Origin of the sequence: Streptomyces sp. NPDC059002 (assembly GCF_042740435.1) — a bacterium.
In the GTDB taxonomy this organism is placed as follows: Bacteria; Actinomycetota; Actinomycetes; order Streptomycetales; family Streptomycetaceae; genus Streptomyces.
Genome location: NZ_JBHYJI010000029.1, coordinates 44903 through 68162, shown reverse-complemented (window position 1 = coordinate 68162; position 23260 = coordinate 44903). Strand labels below are relative to the sequence as shown.

Genomic DNA, 23260 nt, shown 5'->3' with positions numbered 1-23260 from the left:
TTTGCACGTCCTAAAGCGCACATCGCGAGACGCCGTGGCGGGTGGCGGGACGCGGTCGCGTCAGCTCATCAGGAGGGCGGCGTCCCAGGCACCGGCGTCGGGCCCGAGCGCCCTGCCGCGCCGGACGTCGGCGTACGAGGCGAGGGCGAGGGCCGCGCCCGCCGCGCCGTCCAGCAGCGCGGGGCTCTCGATCTCATGGACGGCGCCGGGTGTCTCCACGTACTGGCGGAACCCGAAGGCGGCGCTCTCGTCGAAGCAGTCGACGAGCCCGCGCACGGCACGGTCCACGCCGTCCCACAGCTCAGGGTCGCCCGTCGCCTCGACCATCCGGAGCCCGGCCTGCACCAGACCCGCCCTGCCGTGGCAGAGCCCGGGGTCGCGCTCCATGGCGGCGGGCACCGGGCGCCGCAGCGCGGCCCGCACCGCGTCGGCCGCGCGGCACTGCACGGCGATGTCGCCGAGCGCCCGGCCCGCCAGGTGCAGGGACCCTGCGATGCCGGTGGCGCCGTAGCACCAGCCGGCCCGCGCCGTCCGCGCCGCCTGGACGGGGGTGCGTCCCGTCTCCTCGTCGTACGAGACGCGTCCCGGCCAGTACGTGCCCCACTGGTCGGTGTGTTCCTTGCCGAGGACCCAGTCGGTGATGGCCCTGATGGCCTCGGGCCCGCCCGGCACCCGGTGTCCTGCCAGGCCGGCGAGGGACAGCAGGGCGAGGGGGCCCGAAATGCCGTGCGCCACCCCGACGTTGAGGTCGCCGCGCGGGAAGGCGTGGCGGTCGTGGGGCACCACGTAGCGGTCCGGGTCGCACCACCAGCCGGGCACGTCGCGGCCCGCGACACGGACCGGGCGGGCGAGCCCGGCGAGCAGGCCGAGCACATCGGCGAGGACCTGGGCGCTGCGTTCGTGGCCCGCGTCCGCGGCGCACAGCAGGAGGCGCCCCTGCCGGGTGAGTCCGGCGATCGCGTCGTACTCCAGATAGGAGAGCCCCGGCCCGCTCCGCGCGAGCCGCGCGGCCAGGCGCCGGGCGCCCGCCTCGGTGAAGGCGGCATGCGCGGCCGCGCTGCGCGCGAGCAGCTTCGCGTATCCGCCGGAGTCCCTGGCGTGCAGCCGTGCGGGCAGGATCAGATCGCCCGCGGCGGCCGCGCCGAGCCCGGCGACCCCCGCGGCCGCGGCGGCCAGGTGGGCGTGGGCCACCTCGGCCCACGCGGTGTCGCCGCGGGCCGCCCTGCGGGTGTGCAGCAGGGCGACCCCGGCATGCCCGAGCAGCACGGACGCGGGCTGCCAGCCGGGCAGCATCAGGTCGGGCGGTGCTGCGGCGAAGGCGTGCCGTGCGGTGTCGGCGACGCGCCGGGGCTCGCGCAGCCGGTCGCCGACCTCGTGGGCGATCTCCAGCGCCCGGTCGGGGAGCAGCGCCTCGTCGGGGAGTTCGGCCAGGGTCGTCATCTGCCGTGCCGCTTCCTGTCGATGCGCAGCGCGAGCGCCTCGCGCGCGACGGTGTGGGCGAGCACTTCCTCGTCCTGCCGGGTCCCGAGGAGCCGGTTGCAGTGCATGTGCGCGAGGCTCATGGCCACCGAGGCCCGGCGGTCCGGGGGCACGCCCTCGGCGGTGAGGGCGGCGCGCAGGCCGTCGAGGGCCGTGGCGCGCTCCGCCCAGCGGGCGGGCAGCGCGCCGGGCTGCTGTCCGGGCGGCGCGTCGGGCCCCGGCGGGCGCACGCGGCAGCCCTCTTCGAGGTCGAGAAGGGCGGCCGCCGTGTTCTTCCAGTCCCGCGGCACGTCGCCGCGCCGGGCGAGGATCCGTTCGCCGCCGAGCCAGCCGAGCACCTCGTCCGGGGTGCCGAGCCCGGTGAGGACGTCGAGGATGCCGAGGGCGGCGAGCACCTCTTCCGGCAGGTCACCCGTCTCCTTGGCGGGCAGGGCGAGTTGGGCCACGACGGCCGCGCTGTCGGTGTGGAAGACGCGCTCCGCGTGCCCGTGCACGGCGGCGCCGCCGTAGCGTTCGAGTTCGGGGTCGTAGGTGTCGAGGACGAGGCGCTGCACGAGCCCTGCGTCGCGCAGCCGCTCCGTCCAGCGGTTGAGCACGGGAAGCAGGACGGACCAGAGCCGTGCGGGGTCGCCGTGGAAGCGGACCCGCAGGTGCGGGTCGGGGTCGGCGTAGCGCAGCAGGAACCAGTTGTCGACACCGGCCGCGGCGAGCGCCTCCGGGTCGGTGATCTCCGGCACGTGCCGGGTGAGGACGGTGACTTGGTGGGCGTCGGGCAGATAGATCTTGGCGTAGAGCCACTCGCCGCCGGGGAGGTGCGTGGCGCGGGCGCGGGCCGCTCCGGCGGGCTCCGGCGCCGCGAAGGCCGCCCGGCCCGCCGCACCGGAAGGCGCCCGGTTCTCCGCGGCGGCCCGCTCCCCCGCGACGAGCGGGAAGACGAACTCCGCCGCATGGGCGCCGTCCGGCCCCGTGAACCACGACGTGCCCCACTCCGCGCCGTACCGTTCCACGACCGAGAGGCCGCGGGACTTCTTCAACTCCTCGCGCAGCACCCGCAGATGGAGCGGCTCTTCGAGGTCGACGGCGATGCGGTTGTCGGCGCGGGTGAGCAGGACGTGGCGTGGCACGCCCCAGCGGCGCCGCCACGCCGCGGCACGGCGGAACCAGTCCCGGTCCCCCGCCGACCCCGCGGCGGCGTCGAGCAGTTCGCGGTCGGGCAGCCAGCGGGCGGCGGCGAGCACGGTCCTGCCGCGGGCCACCCGGGGCTGGGCGGGCGCCGACGACCAGGCGCCCCAGTTCCAGGGGATGCACCAGTCGTGGCCCTCCTGCCCGAGTTCGAGCAGGAAGCGGGCGACGTGCGGCACGTGCCCGGTGGCGGGGTTGAGCATGGAGTACGACACCGGGCGCACCCGGCGGCCGCTGACCGTGTCGTACAGCCGGAGCCCTTCGAGGTCGGCGTGGACCGCGAGGTGCGCCACGTCCAGGTCCGTCACCCCGGGTCGGGCCGCGGGTCCGACGCCGAGCGGGATGCGGTGGGCGGGCCACTGGGGCACGGCGGCGACATTGGCGGAGCGGATGACGCGGGGGCGGTACGCGACGGTGGCGACGAGTTCGTCCGCGGGACCGGCGGCCGTGCCGCGCAGCGCCAGCTCCCGTACGCGGGCGCTCTCTTCACCCAGGACGGAGGCGAACCGGCTGAAGGTGGCGCCGCCGAGCGGTGAGCCGGGGTTGGCGCCGAGGAGCAGCCGGAAGTCCCCGTCGCACAGCTCCTGCCAGTCGCGGGCCAGGAGTTCGGCGCCGATCTCCAGGGAGCCGGGCAGCCGGCGCCCCTCCGGCGGGGCGAGGGCGTCGAGCGCGGCGTCGTCCAGTTCGACCTCCGCGGGTCCTTCGCCGCCGCGCCGGACGGCGCCGAGGAAGAGTTCGGCGAGGGCGCGGTCGCGCCGGTCCGCGTCGGGGTGCGGTTCGGGCCGGGCCGCCGAGCCCTTGCGGTAGGCGTCGGGCAGGCCCAACCCCCGTCCCTCGTCGAGGAGTTCGAGGACGGGCACGAGCCGGTCGGTGCCGTACCGCTCCAGGAAGGCGAGGTGGTAGTCGCGCAGCTGCGGACTGCCGGGGCGGATCAGCGAGGTGCGCCACAGCGCGCTCGCCGCCCGCTCCGCCTCGCGCTCCACCTCCCGCGGCAGCACGAGGTCCGCGTCCAGGCGCAGATCGGACTGGATGACGTCGTCGACGGTGTGCAGCGCGCGCATCCGGTCGGTGACGGCGGCCAGGGTGCGGCCCCGGGTGGCCGGGGGCGCGGCGTCGAGGGCGGCGAGTTCCGCGCCGATCTCCCGCAGGGCGTCGGCGAGGGGGTGGTCCCAGCCGTCGAGCCGCTCCAGGACATGGCTGAGCGGGTGGGTGCAGTCGGGCGGCGGCGTGAGGTCGCTGAGCAGGAAGTGGCCCTGGGTGAGCTGGGTGATGCAGCGGTCCACGGCGTCGGCGGAGGCGTCGGGGAAGCGCGCGGAGAGCCGGGCGGCGAGGTCGTCCCAGGTGATCGGTGCGGCCGCGCACTCCAGGGCGTGGCGCACGACGGGGGCGTGGCGCACCGAGTGGGCCAGGCGCTGCGATCCGGCGCCGTCGTGGAAGTCCACGAGCACGAGCCTGCCGTCCCGCTCCGTGCGCAGGCCGTTGGCGACGAGGCGGGTGCGCCGCAGCGCCCCCGGTGTGGCCCGCAGGGTGGCGAGCACGGCGTCGAGCCAGGCCGCGTCGGGCCTGCTCACGGCGTGGTGGCCGGTGCCGAGCCGGTGCCGCGGCGCCGGGCCGAACCCGGCGAGCGCGACGCCCGCGAAGAGTCCGAAGGGGGTGGCGCGATAGGTCATCCGCAGGTGGTACTTGACCAGGGAGACCACGAGCCGCCGCAGCCGCCGCTCCTTGAGCGGTTCGCCCGCGACCGCCCTGCGGGCCTCGCCCGCGAGGCTGGGGCTGGCCAGCTCGACCGCGGCCATGAAGGCGGGGTCGGCGGTGAGCCGCGCGAGCTCGGCACGGAGCGCGCCCTCCGACCGCTCCGGCTCAGGACCGGCCCCTCGACCCGGATCCGGCTCCGGCTCCGGCCCGGCGGGCACGCCCCCGCCGCCGGACCCCGGGCCCAGTGGCAGTACCGCCGCGCGCAGCAGTGCCACTCCCGCTGAATCGAATTCGACCTTGCCCTTCACGCGCACCCGCCCACTCGTCCCGGTCCCGGCTCCGTCTTGATACGCCCGTGCCGGGCGGCGCGCAGCAAGTGCGCACCGCCCGGCACGAGTCGGGTGGATCAGCAGTGCCAGGAGGTCACCGGGCAGGAGAGACACGTGCCGGTACCCGTGAAGGACTTGGCCTCCATGGCGGGAGCGTCCTCGAAGGCGGTGTCGAGGTCGAGGTCCAGGTCGAACTCGGTCTCGGCGGCGCTGATGTTGTTCATCTACGTCCCTTTCGTCGAAAGTCACGGCGGCTCGGCGGCCCGCTGAACGGCGGCTGCCGGGCACACCTTCAACACAACGCTCCGTTTGTAACGAGGCGGTCTAATCCATTCCTTAAGAGCCCCTGAACCGGCGGACGTCGATGCCACCTGGCACTTCAATTGGTCCATACCTATTGACGCTCTGGTCTAGTCCTCTTAACGTCTGCGTCACTCCCAGGAGAGGCCCGCCCGGTGTGCGCACACCAGGGGCCGCCGCCCTTGTTCGCCCCGTCGCCCCGCGACACCGAGCCTCCCCAGGAGGAACCGACGTGCCCCTCGTACGACCCAGGACCACACTCCTCGCCACCGCCGCAGCCGTCGCGGGACTGCTGCTCGGCGGATTCACCGCGAGTACCTCCCACGCCGCCGACAACGAGTCCTGCAGACCCGACGGCCTGTACAAGACCCCGGGCGTGGACGTCCCCTACTGTTCCGTCTACGACAGCGCGGGCCGCGAGAAGATGGGCGCCGACCACCAGCGGCGCGTCATCGGCTACTTCACCGGCTGGCGCACCGGCAAGAACGGCGAGCCCGCCTATCTGGCGTCCGACATCCCCTGGGACAAGGTCACCCACCTCAACTACGCCTTCGCGCACGTCGACAAGGACAACAAGCTGTCCGTCGGCCCCGACGGCGAGAAGAACGCCGCCACCGGCATGACCTGGCCGGGCGTCGCGGGCGCCGAGATGGACCCCGCGTACTCCTACAAGGGCCACTTCAACCTCCTGAACAAGTTCAAGAAGCAGCACCCGGACGTCAAGACCCTCGTCTCGGTGGGCGGTTGGGCCGAGACCGGCGGCTACTTCGGCGACGACGGCAAGCGCGTGGACTCCGGCGGCTTCTACTCGATGGCCACCAACGCGGACGGCTCCGTGAACCAGGCGGGCATCGACACCTTCGCCGATTCCACCGTCGCGTTCCTCAAGAAGTACGGCTTCAACGGCGTCGACATCGACTACGAGTACCCGACGACGATGAAGGACTCCGGCAACCCGCTCGACTGGCAGCTCTCCAACGGCCGCCGCGCGGGCCTGGTCAAGGGCTACGCCGCGCTCATGAAGACGCTGCGCGAGAAGCTCGACCGGGCGGGCGCCGCCGACGGGAAGCACTACCTGCTGACCGTCGCCGCCCCCTCGTCCGGCTATCTGCTGCGCGGCATGGAGACCTTCCAGGTGCAGAAGTACCTGGACTACGTCAACATCATGTCGTACGACCTGCACGGCGCCTGGAACGAGTACGTGGGCCCCAACGCCTCGCTGTACGACGACGGGAAGGACGCCGAGCTCGCCGCGGCGGGCGTGTACGGCAGCCAGCAGTACGGCGGCATCGGCTATCTCAACACCGACTGGGCCTACCACTACTTCCGCGGCTCGATGCCCGCGGGACGCATCAACATCGGACTGCCGTACTACACCCGCGGGTTCAAGAACGTGCAGGGCGGCACGGACGGGCTCTGGGGCAAGGCGGCCACCACGGACTGCCCGGCCGGTGCCGGACTCACCAAGTGCGGTGACGGCGCCGTCGGCATCGACAACCTGTGGCACGACAAGGACGCGGGCGGCAAGGAGTCACCGGCGGGTTCGAACCCGATGTGGCACGCCAAGAACCTGGAGAAGGGCGTCGTCGGCGACTACGTGACCAAGTACGGCTTCCCCGCCGACACCAAGCTGACCGGCACCTACGCCCGCAAGTACGACTCCACCCTGGTCGCGCCCTGGCTGTGGAACGCCGACAAGAAGGTCTTCCTGTCCACCGAGGACGAGCAGTCGGTGAAGGCCAAGGCCGACTACGTGGTCGACAAGGGCATCGGCGGCACGATGGTGTGGGAGCTCGCGGGCGACTACACGTTCAACTCCGCCAAGGGCCAGTACGAGATCGGCGACACCCTCACCACCGCGATGTACGACAAGTTCAAGGCCGCGGCCCCGTACGGCGCGAAGGTCGCGGGCAAGGAGCTGCCCGCCAAGGCCGTCGACATCGGCGTGCAGTTCGGCGAGTTCAAGCTCGGCGACTCCAACTACCCGATCACGCCCAAGCTGAAGATCACCAACAACACGAAGACGACGCTGCCCGGCGGCACGGAGTTCCAGTTCGACTACGCCACCTCGGCCCCCGGCAACGCGTCCGACCAGTCCGGCTTCGGCACGAAGGTGATCAGCAGCGACCACACGGGCAGCAACGTCGGCGGCCTGAAGGGCGACTTCCACCGCGTCTCCCTGAAGCTGCCCGCCTGGCAGACGCTGGCCCCCGGCGCCTCCGTCGACCTGTCCTTCAACTACTACCTGCCGGTGTCGACCCCGTCGAACTGGACGGTGAACATCGGCGGCACGACGTACGCGCTCGCCGGTGACCTGGCGCGCGGCAGCACGCTCGTCGAGCCCGGCACGGGCACGGGTCCCACCGACCCGCCCGGCCCCACCGACCCGCCCACGCCCGGCACCTGCACGCCCGCCGCCTGGAGCGCGACGGCCGAGTACGGCACCGGGGCCGTCGTGTCGCAGGACGGGCACACCTGGAAGGCCAAGTGGTGGACGAAGGGCGAGAAGCCCGGCACCACCGGCGACTGGGGGGTCTGGCAGGACCTGGGCGCCTGCTGACGCCTCCCCCACGAGTGCCCGGCGGCGGGTTGACGTGCCCTTGCCCCGCCCCCGGGTCCCCGGGCGGTCCGGCCCCGACGGGCCGGGCCGCTCTCCCCTCTGACAGGCTTGTGTGGTGACCACAGCTACCGTCCTCGCAGAGGAGTTCGAGTCCCACCGCCCCCGCATGTTCGGCATCGCCTACCGCATGCTCGGCTCCGCGCAGGAGGCGGAGGACGCCGTCCAGGACGCGTATCTGCGCTGGAACGGCGCCCGCCGCGAGGACATCGCGCAGCCCGCCGCCTGGCTGGCGAAGATCGTCACCAACCTCTGTCTGAACCGGCTCACCTCCGCCCGCGCCCGCCGCGAGGAGTACGTGGGGACCTGGCTGCCCGAGCCCGTCGTCACCTCCGGCGGCACGCTCGGCCCCCTGGAGTCGGCGGAGCAGCGGGACGCGGTGTCGATCGCGCTCCTGGTCGTCCTCGAACGGCTCACCCCGACGGAGCGCGCGGTGTACGTGCTGCGCGAGGCGTTCGCGTACAGCCACCGCGAGATCGCCGCCGTCCTCGACACGACCGAGGCCAACTGCCGCCAGCTGTACCGCAGGGCGGGGCGTGCGGTGGCCGGGGAGCGGCCCCGCTTCGAGCCGGGGCACGAGCTGCGCCAGGAGTTCATCGAGTCGTTCATCGCCGCGGCGAGGGACGGGGACGTCGCGGGCCTGGAGAAGATGCTGGCCGCCGACGTGACCTGGTGGGGCGACGGCGGCGGCAAGGTCACCGCGGCCCGCAGGCCGATCCTGGGCCGCGCCAAGGTGGTCCGGTTCCTGGTGGGCGGCATGGAGAACTTCGGCGCGCTGATGGACTTCTCGTACGCCGAGGTCAACGGCGCCCCCGCGCTGGTCGCGCACGTCGACGGGACGCTGATGGGGATCGCCTCGTTCGAGCTGTCCGACGGCGTGGTCGTCGGGGTGCGGGCCGTGGTCAACCCGGACAAGCTGACGTTCATGGAGCGCCAGCTGGCCTCGCGCTGACCCGGCTGTCACATTCCCGGCGGCTGTTCGGTTCTCAGCTGGTGAGGGACGCGTTCAGGGCGTCCCGCACTGCGAAGGAGCCTTGCAATGACCACGATCCTGGTGACCGGCGGCACCGGAACCCTCGGCCGCCTCGTGACCGAACGGCTGCGCGCGCAGGGGCACGAGGTGCGCGTGCTCAGCCGCCGCACCCCGCCGTACGCCGTCGATCTGCGCGAGGGCACCGGCCTGGACGCGGCGGTGGCGGGCGTGGACGTCATCGTGCACTGCGCGAGCACACCGCGCGGGGGCGACGAACAAGCGGCACGGAACCTGATCGAGGCGGCGCGCGAGGCGGGCGTCGGGCACCTGGTGTACATCTCGATCGTCGGCATCGACCGGGTGCCGCTCGGCTACTACAAGGCGAAGCTCGCCGTGGAGCGGCTGATCGAGGAGTCCGGGATCGGCTGGACGGTGCTGCGGACCACGCAGTTCCACGACCTGGTCCTGCGGATCCTCCAGGCGTCGGCGAAGCTGCCCGTGATGCTGCTGCCCGCCGGGGTCAGCGACCAGCCGATCGAGGTCGGCGAGGTCGCGGACCGCCTGACGGAACTGGCGACGGCGCCACCGGCCGGCCGGGTCCCCGACATGGGAGGCCCCGAGGTCCGCACCTTCCCCGACCTGGCCCGCGCCTATCTGCGGGCGGACGGCAAGCGGCGCCCGGTGCTGCCGGTGCGGCTCGCGGGCGGCACGTACCGCGCGGCCCGCGCGGGCGGCCACCTCACGCCCGAACGGGCCGTGGGGAAGGGCACGTTCGAGCAGTACCTGGCGGCCCGTACCGGCGGACAGCGGTGAACGGGCGGGAAGCCGCGGTGCTCCGCGGCGGCCTCGCGTTCCTCGCGGTCGCGCACGTCGCCGTCGGCCTGTGGCAACTGCTCGCGCCCCACTCCTTCTTCGGCGTGCTGTGGGTGAACACGCTGCCGCCCTACAACGAACACCTGATGCGCGACCTGGGCTCGATGGTGCTCGGCCAGGCGGTGCTCATGGCCGCGGCGGCGCACGCCCTGGAGCCGCGTCTGGTCTCCGTGGCACTCGCCGTCGAACTGACCTTCGCCGTGCCCCATCTGGTCTTCCACTCGGGCCATTCGGGGCAGTTGGCGGCCTGGGAGACGCTGATCCTGCTCGGGCTGCTCGGGATGGCGGTGCTGCTCCCCGCCTGGCTGCTGTGGCTCAGCGCCCGGGTCCGAACAGCTCGTCCTGCGCCGCGTCCCTAGCGGCGAGCAGCGCGCCCCGCAGGACCGCGGAGCCGCCCAGCGTGCTCGCACGGACCTCGGTGCGCAGCGGCGACATCGCGCCGACGCGGGCCGTGACGCGGTCGGCGAGCGCGGGGCCGCCCGCGCGGCCGATCTCGCCGCCGAGCACGACACAGCCGGGGTCGAGGATCGCGGCCATCGCGGCGGCGCCGACGGCGATCCGGTCGGCGGCGGCGTCGAGGTAGGCGCCCGCGTCGGTCTCGACCGCGTGCCGCATCACGTCGGCGGCGGACATGCCGGGCTTGGACAGGCCGTGTTCCGCGGCCAGTTCGCGCAGCGCGGCGGCGCAGGCCAGCGAGTGGAAGCCGCCGTCGCAGCCGGTGGCGGACGGCAGGGAGCCCGTGCCGGGCACCGGCAGGAAACCGATCTCGCCGGTGCCTCCCGAGGCGCCCCTGCGCAGCACTCCGTCGAGCACGACGGCGGCGCCGACCCCGTCGCCGAGCCAGAGCAGCACGAACGTGTCCCGGTCGTGCGCGGCGCCGTCGCGCCGCTCGGCGCGGGCCGCGAGGTTGGTCTCGTTCTCCACCAGGACGCGGGCGCCGAGCCTCTCCTGGAGGGCCCCGGCGAGGCGGCGGTGCCAGGCGGGCAGCGAGGTCGTGTCGTGCAGGTCTCCGGTGGCCGGGTCGATGAGTCCGGGGGCGCCGATGCCGACGGTGTGCAGCCGCTGGACGCCGCCTTCCCGCGCCGTGCGCTCGACGAGGGCGACGGCGCGCTCCACCGCGGGTCCGGTGTCGCCGCCGATGGGCGCGGAGTCCTCGGCGAGCACCGCGCCGAGCAGATCGGTGACGACGACGGAGACGCTCTCGGTGCGCACGTCGAGCGCGGCGAGGTGGGCGCGGTCGGCCACTATGCCGTAGAGCCGGGCGTTCGGGCCGCGCCGCCGGGCGCCCGCCTCCCCGACGACGGTGATGAGCCCGGACCCCTGGAGCCGCTCGACGAGGTCGGCCACCGAGGGCCTGGACAGGCCGGTGAGCTGCTTCAACTGATTGGCGGTCAGGGGCCCTTCGCTCTGCAGGAGGCCCAGCGCGAGCCGGTCGTTGATGGCCCGGGCGGTGCTCGGTGAGGCGGGCGAGAGGGGCATGTCCGGATCCTCCCACAGAATCTCTTCTATTTATCAGGCAGGGTTCCTGATAGTTTACGTCGCCGTATCGCGCAGCACTCGGGAGGGGCGGAGCGGAATGAGTGAAGTGGTCTACGACAAGCACCGGTTGAGGAGGGCGCGGATCGCCGTGGCGACCGTGTTCTGCGTGCACGGCGCGGTCGCCGGATCCTTCGCGACCCGGGTGCCCTGGATCCAGGAGCACGCCGACGTCAGCGCGGGCATGCTCGGCCTCGCCCTCGCCTTCCCCGCGATCGGCGCCTCCGTCGCGATGCCGCTCGCGAGCCGCATCAGCCACCGCTTCGGCGCCCGCAACGCGCTGCGCGGGCTGCTCGCGATGTGGACGCTCGCCCTGATCCTGCCGTCGCTCGCACCGAACCTGCCCACGCTCTGTCTCGCGCTCTTCGTGTACGGCGCGACATCGGGCATGTCGGACGTGACGATGAACGCGATCGGCGTCGAGACCGAGACCCGGATCGGCAAGTCGATCATGTCGGGCCTGCACGGCATGTGGAGCGTCGGCGCCCTGATCGGCTCCGCGGCAGGCACGGTCGCCGCCCACCTGGGCTCGGACGCCCGGCTGCACCACGCACTCGCCGCAGCGGCGCTCACCGCGATCGGCCTCACCGTCTGCCAGGGCGTCCTCGACCTGCAGGCGGAGGCCGACGAGGAGGCGCCGCCGCGGTTCTCGCTGCCGCCCAAGTCGGCGCTGCTCATCGGCGCCGTCGGCTTCTGCGCGGTCTTCGCGGAGGGCGCGAGCCTGGACTGGTCGGCGGTCTATCTGCGCGACATCCTGGACAGCTCGGCCGGGGTCGCCGCCGCCTGCACCACCGGCTTCACCCTCACCATGGCGATCGCGCGGCTCGTGGGCGACGCGGTGGTGAACCGGTTCGGCGCGGTGCGCACGGTGCGGATGGGCGGTGTCCTCGCGGCGCTCGGCGGGCTGCTCGTGGTCCTCGCCTCGCATCCGGCGATGGCCATGGGCGGCTTCGCGCTGATGGGCCTCGGCATCGCGGTCGTGGTGCCGCTCGCCTTCGCCGCGGCCGGGCACAGCGGCCCCAACCCCAGCCAGGCCATCGCGGGCGTCGCCACCATCACGTACACCTCCAGCCTGATCGCCCCCTCGGCGATCGGTGCCCTGGCCCAGGCCACCAGCCTGGTGACCTCCTTCGGCCTGGTGACGCTGCTCGCCTGCGGCCTCACGGTCTTCGCGGGCGTCCTGCGCACGGGCGGCCGCAAGGCCGCGCAGGCCAGGACCACGGACGCGGCGGCGCCCGGACCGAGGTCCTGACCCGGCGGGGCGACCGTCCCGACCTGAGGACGGTCGCCCGGCACCGGGGAGAAGGCGCACTTACGTCGCATTAACATGGCGTCGATCATTTCCGGCCACCCGGCACGGGCCCGGTTCGGCGCACAGAAAGCGACAAACTCACCATGGATCTCGGCGTGCGCTGGAAACTGCACGGCGACGGGCGCACCCCCGCCCCCGGAGCCGTCGTCCGCCCCGACGAGCGGCTCTCCTGGCCGCGCACCTTCGGGCTCGGCGCCCAGCACGTGGTCGCCATGTTCGGGGCGTCTTTTGTCGCCCCTCTGCTCATGGGTCTCGACCCGAACCTCGCCATCATGATGTCGGGCGTCGCGACCGCCATCTTCCTGCTCGCCACCCGCGGCCGGGTGCCCAGTTACCTGGGCTGCTCGCTCTCCTTCGTGGGCGTCGCCGCCGTCATCCGCGCGCAGGGCGGCTCCAGCGCGACCGTGACCGGCGCGGTCTTCGTGGTCGGTGCCGCGCTGTTCCTCGTGGGCCTCGCGGTACGGAAGTTCGGGGCGCGGATCATCCATGCCGTGATGCCGCCGATCGTCACCGGCGCGGTCGTCATGCTGATCGGCTTCAACCTCGCGCCGGTCACCGCGTCGACGTACTGGCCGCAGGACCAGTGGACGGCGCTCCTGGTAATGCTGTTCACCGGTCTGGCCGTGGTGTGCCTGCGCGGCTTCTGGTCGCGCATCGCGATCTTCCTCGGCCTCGTCTTCGGCTACGCCGTCTCCTGGCTCCTCGACCAGGTCTTCGGCAAGATCCACTCGGCGGACGCCTCGGGCAAGGTCGTCGACCACTGGCGCCTCGACCTGTCCGCCGTCGGCAACGCCGACTGGATCGGCCTGCCCTCCTTCCACGCGCCGAGCTTCGAGTGGTCGGCGATCCTCGTCGCGCTGCCCGTCGTCATCGCGCTGATCGCGGAGAACGCGGGCCACGTCAAGGCCGTCGGCGAGATGACCGGCGACAACCTCGACGACAAGCTCGGCACCGCGATCTCCGCCGACGGCGCCGCCTCGATGCTCTCCACCGCGGTCGGCGGCCCGCCCAACACCACGTACTCCGAGAACATCGGCGTGATGGCCGCGACCCGCGTCTACTCGACGGCCGCGTACTGGACGGCGGCCTGCTTCGCGCTGCTCTTCGGCCTCTGCCCCAAGTTCGGCGCGGTCGTGGCCGCGATCCCCGGCGGCGTGCTCGGCGGCATCACCGTCATCCTGTACGGCATGATCGGCCTGCTCGGCGCCCAGATCTGGATCAACGCCAAGGTGGATCTGCGCAATCCGCTGAACCTGGTCCCCGCCGCCGCGGGCATCATCATCGGCGTCGGCGGCGTCTCGCTGAAGTTCACCGACAACTTCGAGCTGAGCGGCATCGCGCTCGGCACCATCGTCGTCATCACCGGCTACCACGTGCTGCGCGCCTTCGCCCCGCCGCACCTCAAGTCCCAGGCACCGCTGCTCGATTCGGGCACGTCGACGTACGACGAAGAGGGCGCCGAGGACGGCGAGCCGCGCAAGGGGAAGTGACGGGGACGTTAATCAGCTGGACGTGGTGCGCGGCCGCTGCTTAAGGTGCGCACCATGTCCACTCCCGAGTCCGACAGACTCCGGCCACCGGTCGTCCGGTGGCCTTTCGTGCGCTCGCACTGACGCTCTCGCTGCGCTTTCGCAGCCGTCCGCGACCGTGGCACCGCCACCGCCGGATCACCGCTCCCGTGTCCTGATCTTTCGATCCACACCGTGGTTGCGGAGTTTCGCTGTGCCCTTTGCCCTCTACCTCCTCGGACTTGCCGTGTTCGCGCAAGGCACCTCCGAGTTCATGCTGTCCGGCCTGGTGTCGGACATCGCCCGGGACCTGGACGTGTCCATCCCGGCGGCCGGCCATCTCACCTCGGCGTTCGCCGTGGGCATGGTCGTCGGCGCGCCGCTGATGGCCGTCCTGAGCCGCCGCTTCTCGCGCCGGAGCGCGCTCCTCGTCTTCCTGCTCACCTTCCTGCTCGTCCACGTCATCGGCGCGCTCACCACGAGCTTCCCCGTGCTGCTCGCGACCCGCGTCGTCGGCGCCCTCGCCAACGCCGGGTTCCTCGCGGTCGCCCTGGTGACCGCCACCTCCATGGTCGGCCCCGACGCCAAGGGGCGGGCCACGTCGGCGCTGCTCGGCGGCGTGACCATCGCCTGTGTCGCGGGCGTGCCCGCGGGCGCCCTGCTCGGCGAAGTGTGGGGCTGGCGCTCGGCGTTCTGGGCCGTGGCCCTGATCTCCGTGCCCGCCGTCTTCGCCATCGCGCGGGCCGTGCCGCCGGGCGCCCCGGCCGCGGGCGGGACGGCCGCGGCGGGACCGGGCGTGCGCGGTGAACTGCGTGCCCTCCGTGAGCCCCGGCTCCTGGTGACCCTGCTGCTCGGCGCCCTGGTGAACGGCGCGACGTTCTGCTCCTTCACCTATCTGGCGCCGCTGGTCACCAACGTCACGGATCTGGGCTCCGGTTGGGTGCCGGTGATGCTCGCGCTGTTCGGCGTCGGGTCGTTCCTCGGCGTCGGCGCGGCAGGACGCGTGGCCGACGTACGGCCCATGCCGCTCCTGGTGTTCGGCTCGCTCACGCTGCTCGGCGGCTGGGTCCTCTTCGCGGCGACCGCCGCGCACCCGGTGGCGACGGTCGTGCTGGTCCTCGTCCAGGGCGCGCTGTCGTTCGGCGTCGGCTCCACGCTCATCTCCCAGGTCCTGTACGCCGCTTCGGGCGCCCCGAACCTGGCGGGCGGCTTCGCGACGGCCGCCTTCAACGTGGGTGCCGCGCTCGGCCCCTGGTGCGGCGGCCTCGCGATCTCCGCGGGGCTCGGCTACCGCGCGCCGCTCTGGGTCAGCGCGCTGCTCGTGGCGCTGGCGCTCGCCGTCGGCGGCGCGGCACTCGGCCTGCGCCGCACGGCGCCCGCACCGGCCGTGGCTCAGTCCCGCGCCAGTTCGTAGGCGTAGCCAGGAGAGAAGGTGCCGGGCGAGCCCTTGCAGCCGTCGGACTCGCCCGGCAGCTTGATCCACAGGTAGGCGTCGATCCGTGCCTCTCCGGTACGCAGGGTCGGCGCCCGCCCCAGTTTCCTTCCGTCGGGATCGCACCACGCGCCGTCGGCCGGGGCGCCGTTGCCGTTGCGGCTGGTGTCGATGACGGCGCCCAGCTCCCGCGGCCCGCCGAGCGCGGCAAGGACGCGGCGGGCGTAGGCGGCCTCGTCCGCGGTGCGGTGGAAGTTGGACACGTTGGTGAAGACGCCGTCCGACGAGGCGGCGGACGCGGCGCCCGCCTGCCGCAGCCGGGCGGCCTGTCGGCGCGGGGCGTTCCAGCCGGAGTGCCCGGCGTCGTAGTAGACCCGGGCCTTGGGGTCGGCGGCCTTCAGGACGCGGCCCGCGCGGGCCAACGACGCGTACCGCTCTCCCCGTTGACCGGCGGAGAGACACTCGGACAGCGCGATGGCGTCGGGTTCCAGGATCACGATGACCTCTCCGGTGCCGAGTCCCGCGGCGAAGCGGTCGATCCACGCGTCGTACGCGGCGAGGTCGGGCGCGCCGCCCCGCGAGGCCCCTGCGCAGTCCCGGTCCGGTATCGCGTACGGCACGAGCACCGGTACCCGGTCACCCGCCGCGGACGTCACCGCCCTGACCCTGGACCTGATGGTCTCCGGCGAGGGGTCGGCGAACCACACGGCGGCGGGCCGGTCGGCGATGCGGGACTCGATGAGCGGGCGCCGCGGGTCGCCGCGGTGCGCCCTGACCCAGTCGAGCACCTGCGAATCGCCGTGCCGGTAGAGCCGCCCGGCAGCGGGCGGGGACGGCTTCGGGCGCGGTGCCGGTTGCGTCGGCGAGGGGCGCGCGGACGACTCCTCGGAGGAGGTCGCCGAAGGGGACGGCGGCGCGGGAGTCGGCGTCGCAGGAGTCGGCGTCGCGGGGGACGGCGCCGGTGTCGGCACGGCGGGCAGCGGCTCCAGCGTCGGCGACCCGGTCGCCTTCGGGCGTGCCTGTGCCCCGCCCGCCCGGTCGTCGAGCGCGGACACCACGCCCGCGACGGTGCCGACGGCCGCGACCACCGACGCCACCGCGACCATCACGCCCCTGCGGGCGGCCCGTCTGCGCTCGGCGCGCCGCTCGGCCCTGCGCTGTGCACGGAAGCCTGACACCGTGTCACTCCCTCCCCCGCGCCTCGCTACTCCCCCGTGTCTCCCCCCCCCGGCACGGCGGTGGTGCGTCGCCTCGGCGCGCGCCCCGCCCGAGCGCCGTTCCCTCGTTTCGGGGAAGCCTCCGGTGCGCTGACGCCCGGGCCAGCCTAGGACTGGGACGCTGCCCCCATGGCGCAGTTGGAGCGGTTCGCAGAGTTCACGACCCCGGCGCACGGAGTCCACGGCGTGCTGGCGCGGATGCGCGCACTGGGCGCCGACCTGCCGCCGCGCGACGGCGTCGCCGTCTTCAACCGCGTCTATCTCTCGGTCACCGAAGAGGTCGGCAGGCGCATCGACGTCGGCGCCTTCCCCGACGCGACGGCCGCGGCCACCCTGGACGTCCGGTTCGCCGAGCGCTATCTGCGGGCCGTCCACGCGGCGACGACCGGGCGCCGCACACCCGCCTGCTGGCGCCCGCTGTTCCAGTACCGCCGCCATCCCGGCGTACGCCCGCTGCAGTTCGCGCTCGCGGGCATCAACGCGCACATCGGGCACGACCTCGCGCTGGCCGTCGTGGACACCTGTCGTACGCTCCGTTGCGAACCGGCCGACCTGGAGGACGAGTTCGACCACGTGGGCGACGTCCTCGTCTCGCTGGAGGAGCGCATCCGCGAGGAACTGATGCCGGGCCCCGACCTCCTCCAGGTCGCCGATCCCCTCACGCATCTGGCCGGTTCCTGGAGTCTTGAGCGCGCCAGGGACGGCGCGTGGGCGGCGGCGCGCACACTGTGGGCGCTGCGCGATCTGCCGGGCGTCGCCGAGGAGTTCGGCGAGCGGCTCGACGGGGCGGTGGGCCTGGTGGGCCGGATCCTGCTGACGCCGCTGCCGGACTGACAAGCCCCCGACCGCCGGAACCGACCGGCACCGACGGACCCCAACCACCCCCGCTGCCCGAGCATTTCGGCCACCCCACGGCCTGCCGCCTGGAAGTCTCCGACGATCGTTGTACGTTGAAATGACCGATCCCGACCCGAAGGAGCACCGGCATGGCGACCAGACTCGGACTGAGTCTTCCGCAGGGCAGTCACTACGCCATCGGACGCGACGTCCCCGCGGTGGCCCGGGCCGCCGAGGACATCGGCTACGAGAGTCTGTGGGTGTTCGAGCGGATCCTCTTCCCCGAGCCCGCCACCCAGGGCCTGTACGGCGTCCCCGGCCTCCCCTGGCCCGACTACTACCGCTCGGTCGCCGACCCGCTGGTCACCCTGACGCTCGCCGCGGCGGCCACCGACACGGCCCGCCTCGGCACCAGCGTGCTGATCGCCCCGCTGCACGTGCCGTTCCAACTCGCGCGCTCGCTGGCCTCGTTGGACGCGGCGAGCGGCGGCCGGGTCGTCGCGGGCCTCGGCACGGGCTGGTCCCACGACGAGTACGCGGCCGCGTCGGTGGCCCCCTTCAAGCAGCGCGGCAAGGTCCTCGACGAGCTGATCGACGTCTGCCACGCGGTCTGGGGCCCGGACCCGGTGACGTACGAAGGGGAACTGACCACCATCGCGCCGTCCGTGGTCGGCCCCAAGCCCGCGGGTCAGATCCCGATCCTGCTCCCCGCCAACAGCCCGCGCGCACTGCGCAGGCTGGTGGACCGCGCCGACGGCTGGATGCCGGTGGCCACCGGCGCCGCGGCCCTCACCGAACAGTGGGCCAAGATCCGCGAGGCGGCCGCCGAACAGGGCCGCGAGCGCCCGGTGCAGAGCGTGCTGCGGGCCAACACGCGCTACACACCCGCGGCGTACGACGGCGCGGACCGCGCCCCGTTCCAGGGCAACGTCGCCCAGATCACCGAGGACCTCGCGGCCCACGCCGAGGTGGGCGTCGACGAGATCATCATCGAACTCGCCGGGTCGACGCGCGACGCGCAGGAACTCAAGGACGTGGCGGCCCAGGTGTACGAGACGGCACGAGCGGCAGGAATCTGAGCAACGCCCCGTCAGGGGCGCGGGGAACTGCGCGACCAGCCACGAAGCACCCGCAGACTCCCCCGCGCCCGCGGGGCCACGACGCGACCGAGTCAGTCCTCCGGCAGCTCGACGGGCGCGATCTCGTCGTACACATCCCCGGGACCGGGGTTGGTCGCGTCCGTGGCCCCGCCGAAGTGCCGCATGACGCCCCACACCGCGTTCAGAGCGGTCTGCACCGCACCCTCGGCCCACCCGGCCGTCCACGAGATGTCGTCGCCCGCGAGGAAGATCCCCCGCTTGTCGGCGGGCAGCTGCTCCTGCATGAAGTGCGTGAACAGGCGCCGCTGGTAGCGGTAGTGACCCGGCAGGTTCGCCTTGAACGCCCCCATGAAGTAGGGCTCGTTCTCCCAGGACACGGTCACCGGGTTGCCGATGATGTGCTTCCGGATGTCGACGTTCGGGTAGATCTCGCCGAGCGACTTGAGCATGACCTCCATGCGCTCGTTCGCCGAGAGCGGCAGCCACTTCAGGCTGTCGTCGCACCAGGTGTAGGAGAGGCAGATGACGGCGGGCTTGTCCGGCCCGTCGTCGAGCAGGTAAGTGCCGCGCGTCATGCGGTCGGTGAGGGTCATGGACATCACGTCACGCCCCGTCGTCTCGTCCTTGTCCAGCCAGAACGGCCGGTCCACCGGCACGAAGAGCTTGGAGCTCTCCATGTAGTGGGTGCGCTCCATCGCCGTCCAGTGGTCGATGGGGAAGAGCGAGTCGTCGCAGTCGATCTTGGAGAGCAGCAGCCAGGACTGCGCCGTGAAGATCGCCGCCTGGTAGGTGCGGATGTCGCCGGACGCGTCGGTGACCGTGACGCGGTTGCCCGCGGTGCGGTTGAGGCGGGTCACGGCGGGCTTGGGCACGCCGCCCTCGTGCAGCGACTTCAGGGACGTGCCCGGCTCCCAGTGCACGATCTTCCGCGGCTCGCGCTCCCACAGGCGGAGCGGCAGCTGCTGGCTGCCGCCGACGATGCCGCGGTGGTGGTCGTCGGCCTCGGTGTAGACGACGCGCAGGATCTCCAGGATGGAGTTCGGGAAGTCGGTGTCCCAGCCGCCGGTGCCGAAGCCGACCTGGCCGAAGATCTCGCGGTGCCGGAAGGACTTGAAGGCCTCGGACTCGCAGAGGAAGCCGTAGAAGGTCTGGTTGTCGAGCTTCTCGACGAGCCTCGACCAGATCTCGCGGATCTTCGGCACGTCGCGCTCGCGCAGGGCGCGGTTCATGTCGGAGAAGTCCGCGCCCTCCTCCAGGCAGGCGTTCCAGGCGTTCATCACGTCGCGGTAGACCTGCGGCAGGTCGTCGACGGTGGTGGCGTAGTGCGACTCGCCCTTGAGGTCCACGACCGTCGAAGGGGTGGACTCCGCCAGGGGGTTGGGGAACGCCTTGGTCTCCAGGCCCACCAGGTCGATGTAGTGCTGGAGCGCCGTCGAGGACGGCGGGAAGCGCATCGCGCCCATCTCGGCGGTCAGCTCGTCCGTGCCGGTGCCCTCGAACCCGACGGTGCGAAGGCGCCCGCCGATCTGGTCGGCCTCGTAGATGACGGGCTTGAGGCCCATCTTCATCAGCTCGTACGCGGCGATGATGCCGGACAGGCCGCCGCCGATGACCGCGACCTCGGTGCCGTGCTCACCGGCGGGTATCTGGCCGAGGCCCGCGGGGTGCGCGAGGAAGTCGTCGTACGCGTAGGGGAAGTCCGGCCCGAACATGGTGATCGGCGGCTGAGCGTCGGTGTGCTGGACGGCGGTGGGCACCGTGGACGTCATGAGGTACGGACTCCTTGCGGGGAACTCAGAAAGAGGGGGAGCTGGAGGGGGAGGGCTCAGACGAGGGAGGCGTACAGGCCGGGGCGGCGGTCGCGCAGATACGGGTTGTCCTCGCGCGAGGCGCTCAGGAACTCCGGGTCGACGTCGCCGAGGACGAGTTCGTCGCCGCGGCCCGCGCGGGCGCGCGCCACACCGTCGGGCCCGGCGAGCGTGGAGAGCCCGACGAACTCGAACTCCCCTTCCTGGCCGACCCGGTTGACGTACGCGACGTACATCTGGTTCTCGAAGGCGCGCACCGGCACGACGGACTCGGCGACGAACTGGAAGGGGTGCATCTGCGCGGTCGGGACGACCAGGAGGTCGGTGCCCGCGAGGGCGTGCGCGCGGACGTTCTCCGGGAACTCCACGTCGTAGCAGATCATGAGACCGATGCGTACGCCGCCCAACTCGGCCTGCACGACCGGCCGTTCGCCCGGGGTGAAGGAGTCGCGCTCGAAGCAGCCGAAGAGGTGGGTCTTGCGGTAGTTGGCGAGATGGGCGCCGTCCGGGCCGATCAGCTGGGCGGAGTTGAAGACGGTCTCGCCCTCGCGCTCCGGGTAGCCGTAGACGACACCGACCCCGTGGCGCACGGCGATCGCGGCGATCGCGGTGGCGGACGCGCCGTCGGCGGGCTCGGCGAGGCGGGCCACGTCGTCGCCGATCGCGTACCCGGTGAGGAAGAGCTCGGGCGTCACGAGGAGCCCGGCCCCCCCGGCGGCGGCACGGCCCGCGGCGTCGTCGATGGCCTTGAGGTTCTCGGCGACGGATCCGAGCTGCCCGGAACTCTGGAGCAGGGCGGTGCGCAGCGCAGGCATGGCGGATCCTCGGGGCGTGCGAAGGGACAGGCGGGGGTCCGTTAGACGGTACGGTCGGCGGCCCGGCCCGGACAAGGCGCGAGCGTTGCGGGCAGACACATGATCCGTTGCGCGTGGGGGGCCCGGAGCGGCGATTCGTTGCGCGCCGCGCGGGGCCCTGGTGTGCGGTGCCGTGCGCCCTGGGTATCGGGGGGGCGTCCACCCTGAGGCGCAGGGCGGACGGGACGGCCCCCGCCGCGCGGCGGAAGCGCGGTGCCGCCCGTGGCCGGACGTGCCGCACCCCCCTTCCGCGAGAGCGTGATCCCACCCGGAAAGGCCGGGCGAACGCCTCGCAGACGGAGGGCCTCCGATGACCCGCACGACGATCACCCGCAGCCACACCCGCGCCCTGGCCGTGGGCGCCGCACTCCTGCTGACCGCCGGTGCGGCGGGAGCGGCCGTGGCGTCCGGCGACGACGCGGCGCATCCCCTCCGGGGCGCGGCGGCGTCCGCTGCCGCCGCCGCGACGGGCGCCGCGACCGGCGAGCACGCGAAGTCCCGCGAGGCCGCCGCCCTCACCGGCTCGGCGAAGCTGTACCGCAAGACCACCGAGGACGTGACGTTCACCTTCGACGCCCACCTCGCGGCGGAGAACAACAACGACCCGACCAAGGCGACCGGCACCTTCCGCTTCGTCCACCTCGACCGGCCGGGCGGCGACGGCGGCTGGGCGAAGGGCCGCATCGACTGCCTGATGACCGGCGGCAAGGTGGCCACGGCGACCGGGGTCATCACCGAGACCAATGTGAAGGAGATCAAGGGCGGCCGCGTCGGCTTCAGCGTCCACGACCAGGGCAAGCAGGACCGCGTCGGCTACAGCTGGGCCGCGACGGGCGCCCCCGACGGCACCAAGAAGCTGACCAAGTGCACCAGCTCGGCACCGCACGAGAAGGTCAGGGCGGGCACCGGCGACTTCCGGGTGGTGCCGTGGCAGGTCCCGTACCCGACGGACTGACCCGGGACCGCCCCTGAGCGGGAGTCGCCCGGACGGGGGTCGGGCGGCTCCTCCCCCGGGTGGGCCGCAGGACCGGCGCCCCCGCCGCGCGGCGGAGGCGGTCACCGCCTCTCGCGCGATGTGCGGGGCCCCGGTTCACGGGAGTGTTGATCCCGCCCGGAGGAACCGGGCGCGGACACCGCAGACGGAGGATCTCCCATGAACCGCATGAACCGCCTCGCCGCCACGGGCGCCGCACTCCTGCTCGCCGCGGGTGCCGCGGGCTCCGCGACGGCGTCCGAGTCGGGGTGGGACGGCTCCGGGCCCCACCCGTCCAAGGAACGCGAGGCGGCCGCCCTGACCGGCACCGCGATGATCGACCGGCCGAAGGGCGACGAGATCACGTTCACCTTCGACGCCCATCTGGACGCCAAGGACGAGAAGGACCCGGGCAAGGCCCACGGCACCATCAAGTTCAGCCACTACATGGAGCAGCCCCAGTGGGGCGGCGCCGGCGAGGCGAAGGTGGACTGCCTGATGACCGGCGGAAAGGTCGCCACGGTCTCCGCGGTGATCACCAGAGCGGACGGCGACCTCAAGAACACGGTCGGCAAGCGCGTCGGCCTGACCATCCACGACCAGGGCAAGCAGGACCGCTTCGGCTACAGCTGGGCCATGGTCGGCCTGCCCAGCGAACTCCCGGACGACATGCCCAAGTGCGTGAGCGCGGCCCCGTTCGAGAAGACGAGGCCGGGCTCGGGCACGTTCCACGTACTCCCGATGAAGGACCGCTCATAAGGAGCGCCCCATAGGGACTAGGCCGGGGACCCCGAAGAGAATCGCCGCATGAGCGGCGAAAGCACCAGCACGGACTTGGTCCGCTCCACGAACGGCTCCCCCGCAATACGCTCGAGGACCCGCTCGAAATGCCGCATGTCCGCGGCGAAGACCTGGACGATCGCGTCCGCGTCACCGGTCACGGTGGACGCGGACGCGATCTCCGGATACCGCTCAAGCCCCCGCTGAATCGCCTCCGGCGAGGTATTGCGGCGACAGTAGATCTCGATGAACCCCTCGGTCTCCCACCCGAGGGCCGCGGGATCGACCCGCACCGTGAACCCCGTGATCGCTCCGGTGGCCCGCAGCCGGTCCACGCGCCGTTTCACGGCGGGCGCGGAGAGCCCGACCAGCTGGCCGATGTCGGCATAGGAGCGGCGGGCGTCCTCGGCGAGGGCGTGCACGATGCGTTCGTCGAGATCGTTCAGTCGCACGGG

19 protein-coding genes are annotated in these 23260 nt (G+C 73.0%); 11 read left to right on the top strand and 8 right to left on the bottom strand.

All coding sequences use genetic code 11. The features are described from left to right. Positions 1 to 60: 60 nt before the first annotated feature. The 3 genes from ACFWZ2_RS24925 to ACFWZ2_RS24915 all read right to left on the bottom strand — a co-directional run bounded on the left by ACFWZ2_RS24925 (position 61) and on the right by ACFWZ2_RS24915 (position 4909). Positions 61 to 1440, bottom strand: a complete 1380-nt coding sequence (locus tag ACFWZ2_RS24925) for a lanthionine synthetase LanC family protein (protein ID WP_384549159.1) — start codon at positions 1438 to 1440, stop codon at positions 61 to 63. Further along, positions 1437 to 4631, bottom strand: a complete 3195-nt coding sequence (locus ACFWZ2_RS24920; protein WP_384549157.1) for a lantibiotic dehydratase — start codon at positions 4629 to 4631, stop codon at positions 1437 to 1439. Before ACFWZ2_RS24920 ends, ACFWZ2_RS24925 begins: the two co-directional genes overlap by 4 nt. A gap of 131 nt (positions 4632 to 4762) precedes the next feature. Next, positions 4763 to 4909: a hypothetical protein gene (locus ACFWZ2_RS24915; protein WP_159072496.1), complete on the bottom strand. Its 147-nt coding sequence runs from the start codon at positions 4907 to 4909 to the stop codon at positions 4763 to 4765. A 308-nt stretch (positions 4910 to 5217) separates the two neighbouring features. On the opposite strand from ACFWZ2_RS24915, the gene ACFWZ2_RS24910 reads away from it, so the two are divergent. The 4 genes from ACFWZ2_RS24910 (at position 5218) to ACFWZ2_RS24895 (ending at position 9807) form a co-directional block, all read left to right on the top strand. After that, the gene (locus ACFWZ2_RS24910) at positions 5218 to 7545 is read left to right on the top strand and encodes a chitinase C-terminal domain-containing protein (RefSeq protein WP_384549155.1); all 2328 of its coding nucleotides are present in this window, start codon (positions 5218 to 5220) and stop codon (positions 7543 to 7545) included. A gap of 115 nt (positions 7546 to 7660) precedes the next feature. Beyond that, positions 7661 to 8554, top strand: a complete 894-nt coding sequence (locus ACFWZ2_RS24905; protein ID WP_384549153.1) for an RNA polymerase sigma-70 factor — start codon at positions 7661 to 7663, stop codon at positions 8552 to 8554. Between the two features lie 87 nt (positions 8555 to 8641). Beyond that, positions 8642 to 9388, top strand: a complete 747-nt coding sequence (locus ACFWZ2_RS24900) for an SDR family oxidoreductase (RefSeq protein WP_384549151.1) — start codon at positions 8642 to 8644, stop codon at positions 9386 to 9388. Beyond that, complete coding sequence (locus ACFWZ2_RS24895; RefSeq protein ID WP_384549149.1) at positions 9385 to 9807, top strand: hypothetical protein; 423 nt, start codon at positions 9385 to 9387, stop codon at positions 9805 to 9807. Before ACFWZ2_RS24900 ends, ACFWZ2_RS24895 begins: the two co-directional genes overlap by 4 nt. Here the strand turns inward: ACFWZ2_RS24895 and ACFWZ2_RS24890 are convergent. After that, complete coding sequence (locus ACFWZ2_RS24890; protein WP_384549147.1) at positions 9764 to 10927, bottom strand: ROK family transcriptional regulator; 1164 nt, start codon at positions 10925 to 10927, stop codon at positions 9764 to 9766. The genes ACFWZ2_RS24895 and ACFWZ2_RS24890 overlap by 44 nt on opposite strands. Before the next feature lie 97 nt (positions 10928 to 11024). Here ACFWZ2_RS24890 and ACFWZ2_RS24885 point away from each other — a divergent pair, with 97 nt between their 5' ends. The 3 genes from ACFWZ2_RS24885 (at position 11025) to ACFWZ2_RS24875 (ending at position 15218) form a co-directional block, all read left to right on the top strand. Further along, positions 11025 to 12236 carry an MFS transporter gene (locus ACFWZ2_RS24885; RefSeq protein WP_384549145.1) on the top strand — a complete coding sequence of 404 codons (1212 nt, stop codon included), beginning with the start codon at positions 11025 to 11027 and terminating at the stop codon, positions 12234 to 12236. Between the two features lie 143 nt (positions 12237 to 12379). Then, positions 12380 to 13786, top strand: coding sequence for a uracil-xanthine permease family protein (locus ACFWZ2_RS24880; RefSeq protein ID WP_384549143.1), 1407 nt, complete (start codon positions 12380 to 12382; stop codon positions 13784 to 13786). A 232-nt stretch (positions 13787 to 14018) separates the two neighbouring features. After that, positions 14019 to 15218: a Cmx/CmrA family chloramphenicol efflux MFS transporter gene (locus ACFWZ2_RS24875; protein WP_384549141.1), complete on the top strand. Its 1200-nt coding sequence runs from the start codon at positions 14019 to 14021 to the stop codon at positions 15216 to 15218. Here ACFWZ2_RS24875 and ACFWZ2_RS24870 read toward each other — a convergent pair. Beyond that, positions 15197 to 16342, bottom strand: a complete 1146-nt coding sequence (locus tag ACFWZ2_RS24870; protein ID WP_384549198.1) for a glycoside hydrolase family 6 protein — start codon at positions 16340 to 16342, stop codon at positions 15197 to 15199. The genes ACFWZ2_RS24875 and ACFWZ2_RS24870 overlap by 22 nt on opposite strands. Positions 16343 to 16582: 240 nt before the next feature. Between ACFWZ2_RS24870 and ACFWZ2_RS24865 the strand changes: the two genes are divergently transcribed. Together ACFWZ2_RS24865 and ACFWZ2_RS24860 are read left to right on the top strand one after the other, a co-directional pair. After that, positions 16583 to 17287, top strand: a complete 705-nt coding sequence (locus tag ACFWZ2_RS24865) for a DUF5995 family protein (protein WP_384549139.1) — start codon at positions 16583 to 16585, stop codon at positions 17285 to 17287. A 152-nt stretch (positions 17288 to 17439) separates the two neighbouring features. Then, a complete protein-coding gene (locus ACFWZ2_RS24860; protein ID WP_384549137.1) occupies positions 17440 to 18369 on the top strand; it encodes a TIGR03619 family F420-dependent LLM class oxidoreductase in 930 nt (309 codons plus the stop codon). A 92-nt stretch (positions 18370 to 18461) separates the two neighbouring features. On the opposite strand, the gene ACFWZ2_RS24855 is transcribed toward ACFWZ2_RS24860, so the two are convergent. Together ACFWZ2_RS24855 and ACFWZ2_RS24850 are read right to left on the bottom strand one after the other, a co-directional pair. Beyond that, positions 18462 to 20159, bottom strand: a complete 1698-nt coding sequence (locus ACFWZ2_RS24855; RefSeq protein ID WP_384549135.1) for a flavin monoamine oxidase family protein — start codon at positions 20157 to 20159, stop codon at positions 18462 to 18464. Positions 20160 to 20215: 56 nt separating this feature from the next. Continuing rightward, positions 20216 to 21013 (bottom strand): carbon-nitrogen hydrolase family protein, encoded by a 798-nt coding sequence (locus ACFWZ2_RS24850; protein ID WP_384549133.1) that lies wholly within the window; start codon positions 21011 to 21013, stop codon positions 20216 to 20218. 349 nt (positions 21014 to 21362) lie between these two features. Between ACFWZ2_RS24850 and ACFWZ2_RS24845 the strand changes: the two genes are divergently transcribed. Both ACFWZ2_RS24845 and ACFWZ2_RS24840 read left to right on the top strand, forming a co-directional pair. Continuing rightward, complete coding sequence (locus ACFWZ2_RS24845) at positions 21363 to 22007, top strand: Repetin (RefSeq protein ID WP_384549131.1); 645 nt, start codon at positions 21363 to 21365, stop codon at positions 22005 to 22007. A gap of 198 nt (positions 22008 to 22205) precedes the next feature. Then, on the top strand, positions 22206 to 22784 hold the full coding sequence (locus ACFWZ2_RS24840) for a Repetin (RefSeq protein WP_384549130.1): 579 nt from the start codon (positions 22206 to 22208) through the stop codon (positions 22782 to 22784). Between the two features lie 17 nt (positions 22785 to 22801). Here the strand turns inward: ACFWZ2_RS24840 and ACFWZ2_RS24835 are convergent, their stop codons facing one another. Beyond that, positions 22802 to 23257, bottom strand: coding sequence for an Lrp/AsnC family transcriptional regulator (locus ACFWZ2_RS24835; RefSeq protein ID WP_055564807.1), 456 nt, complete (start codon positions 23255 to 23257; stop codon positions 22802 to 22804). Between the last annotated feature and the right edge of the window lie 3 nt (positions 23258 to 23260).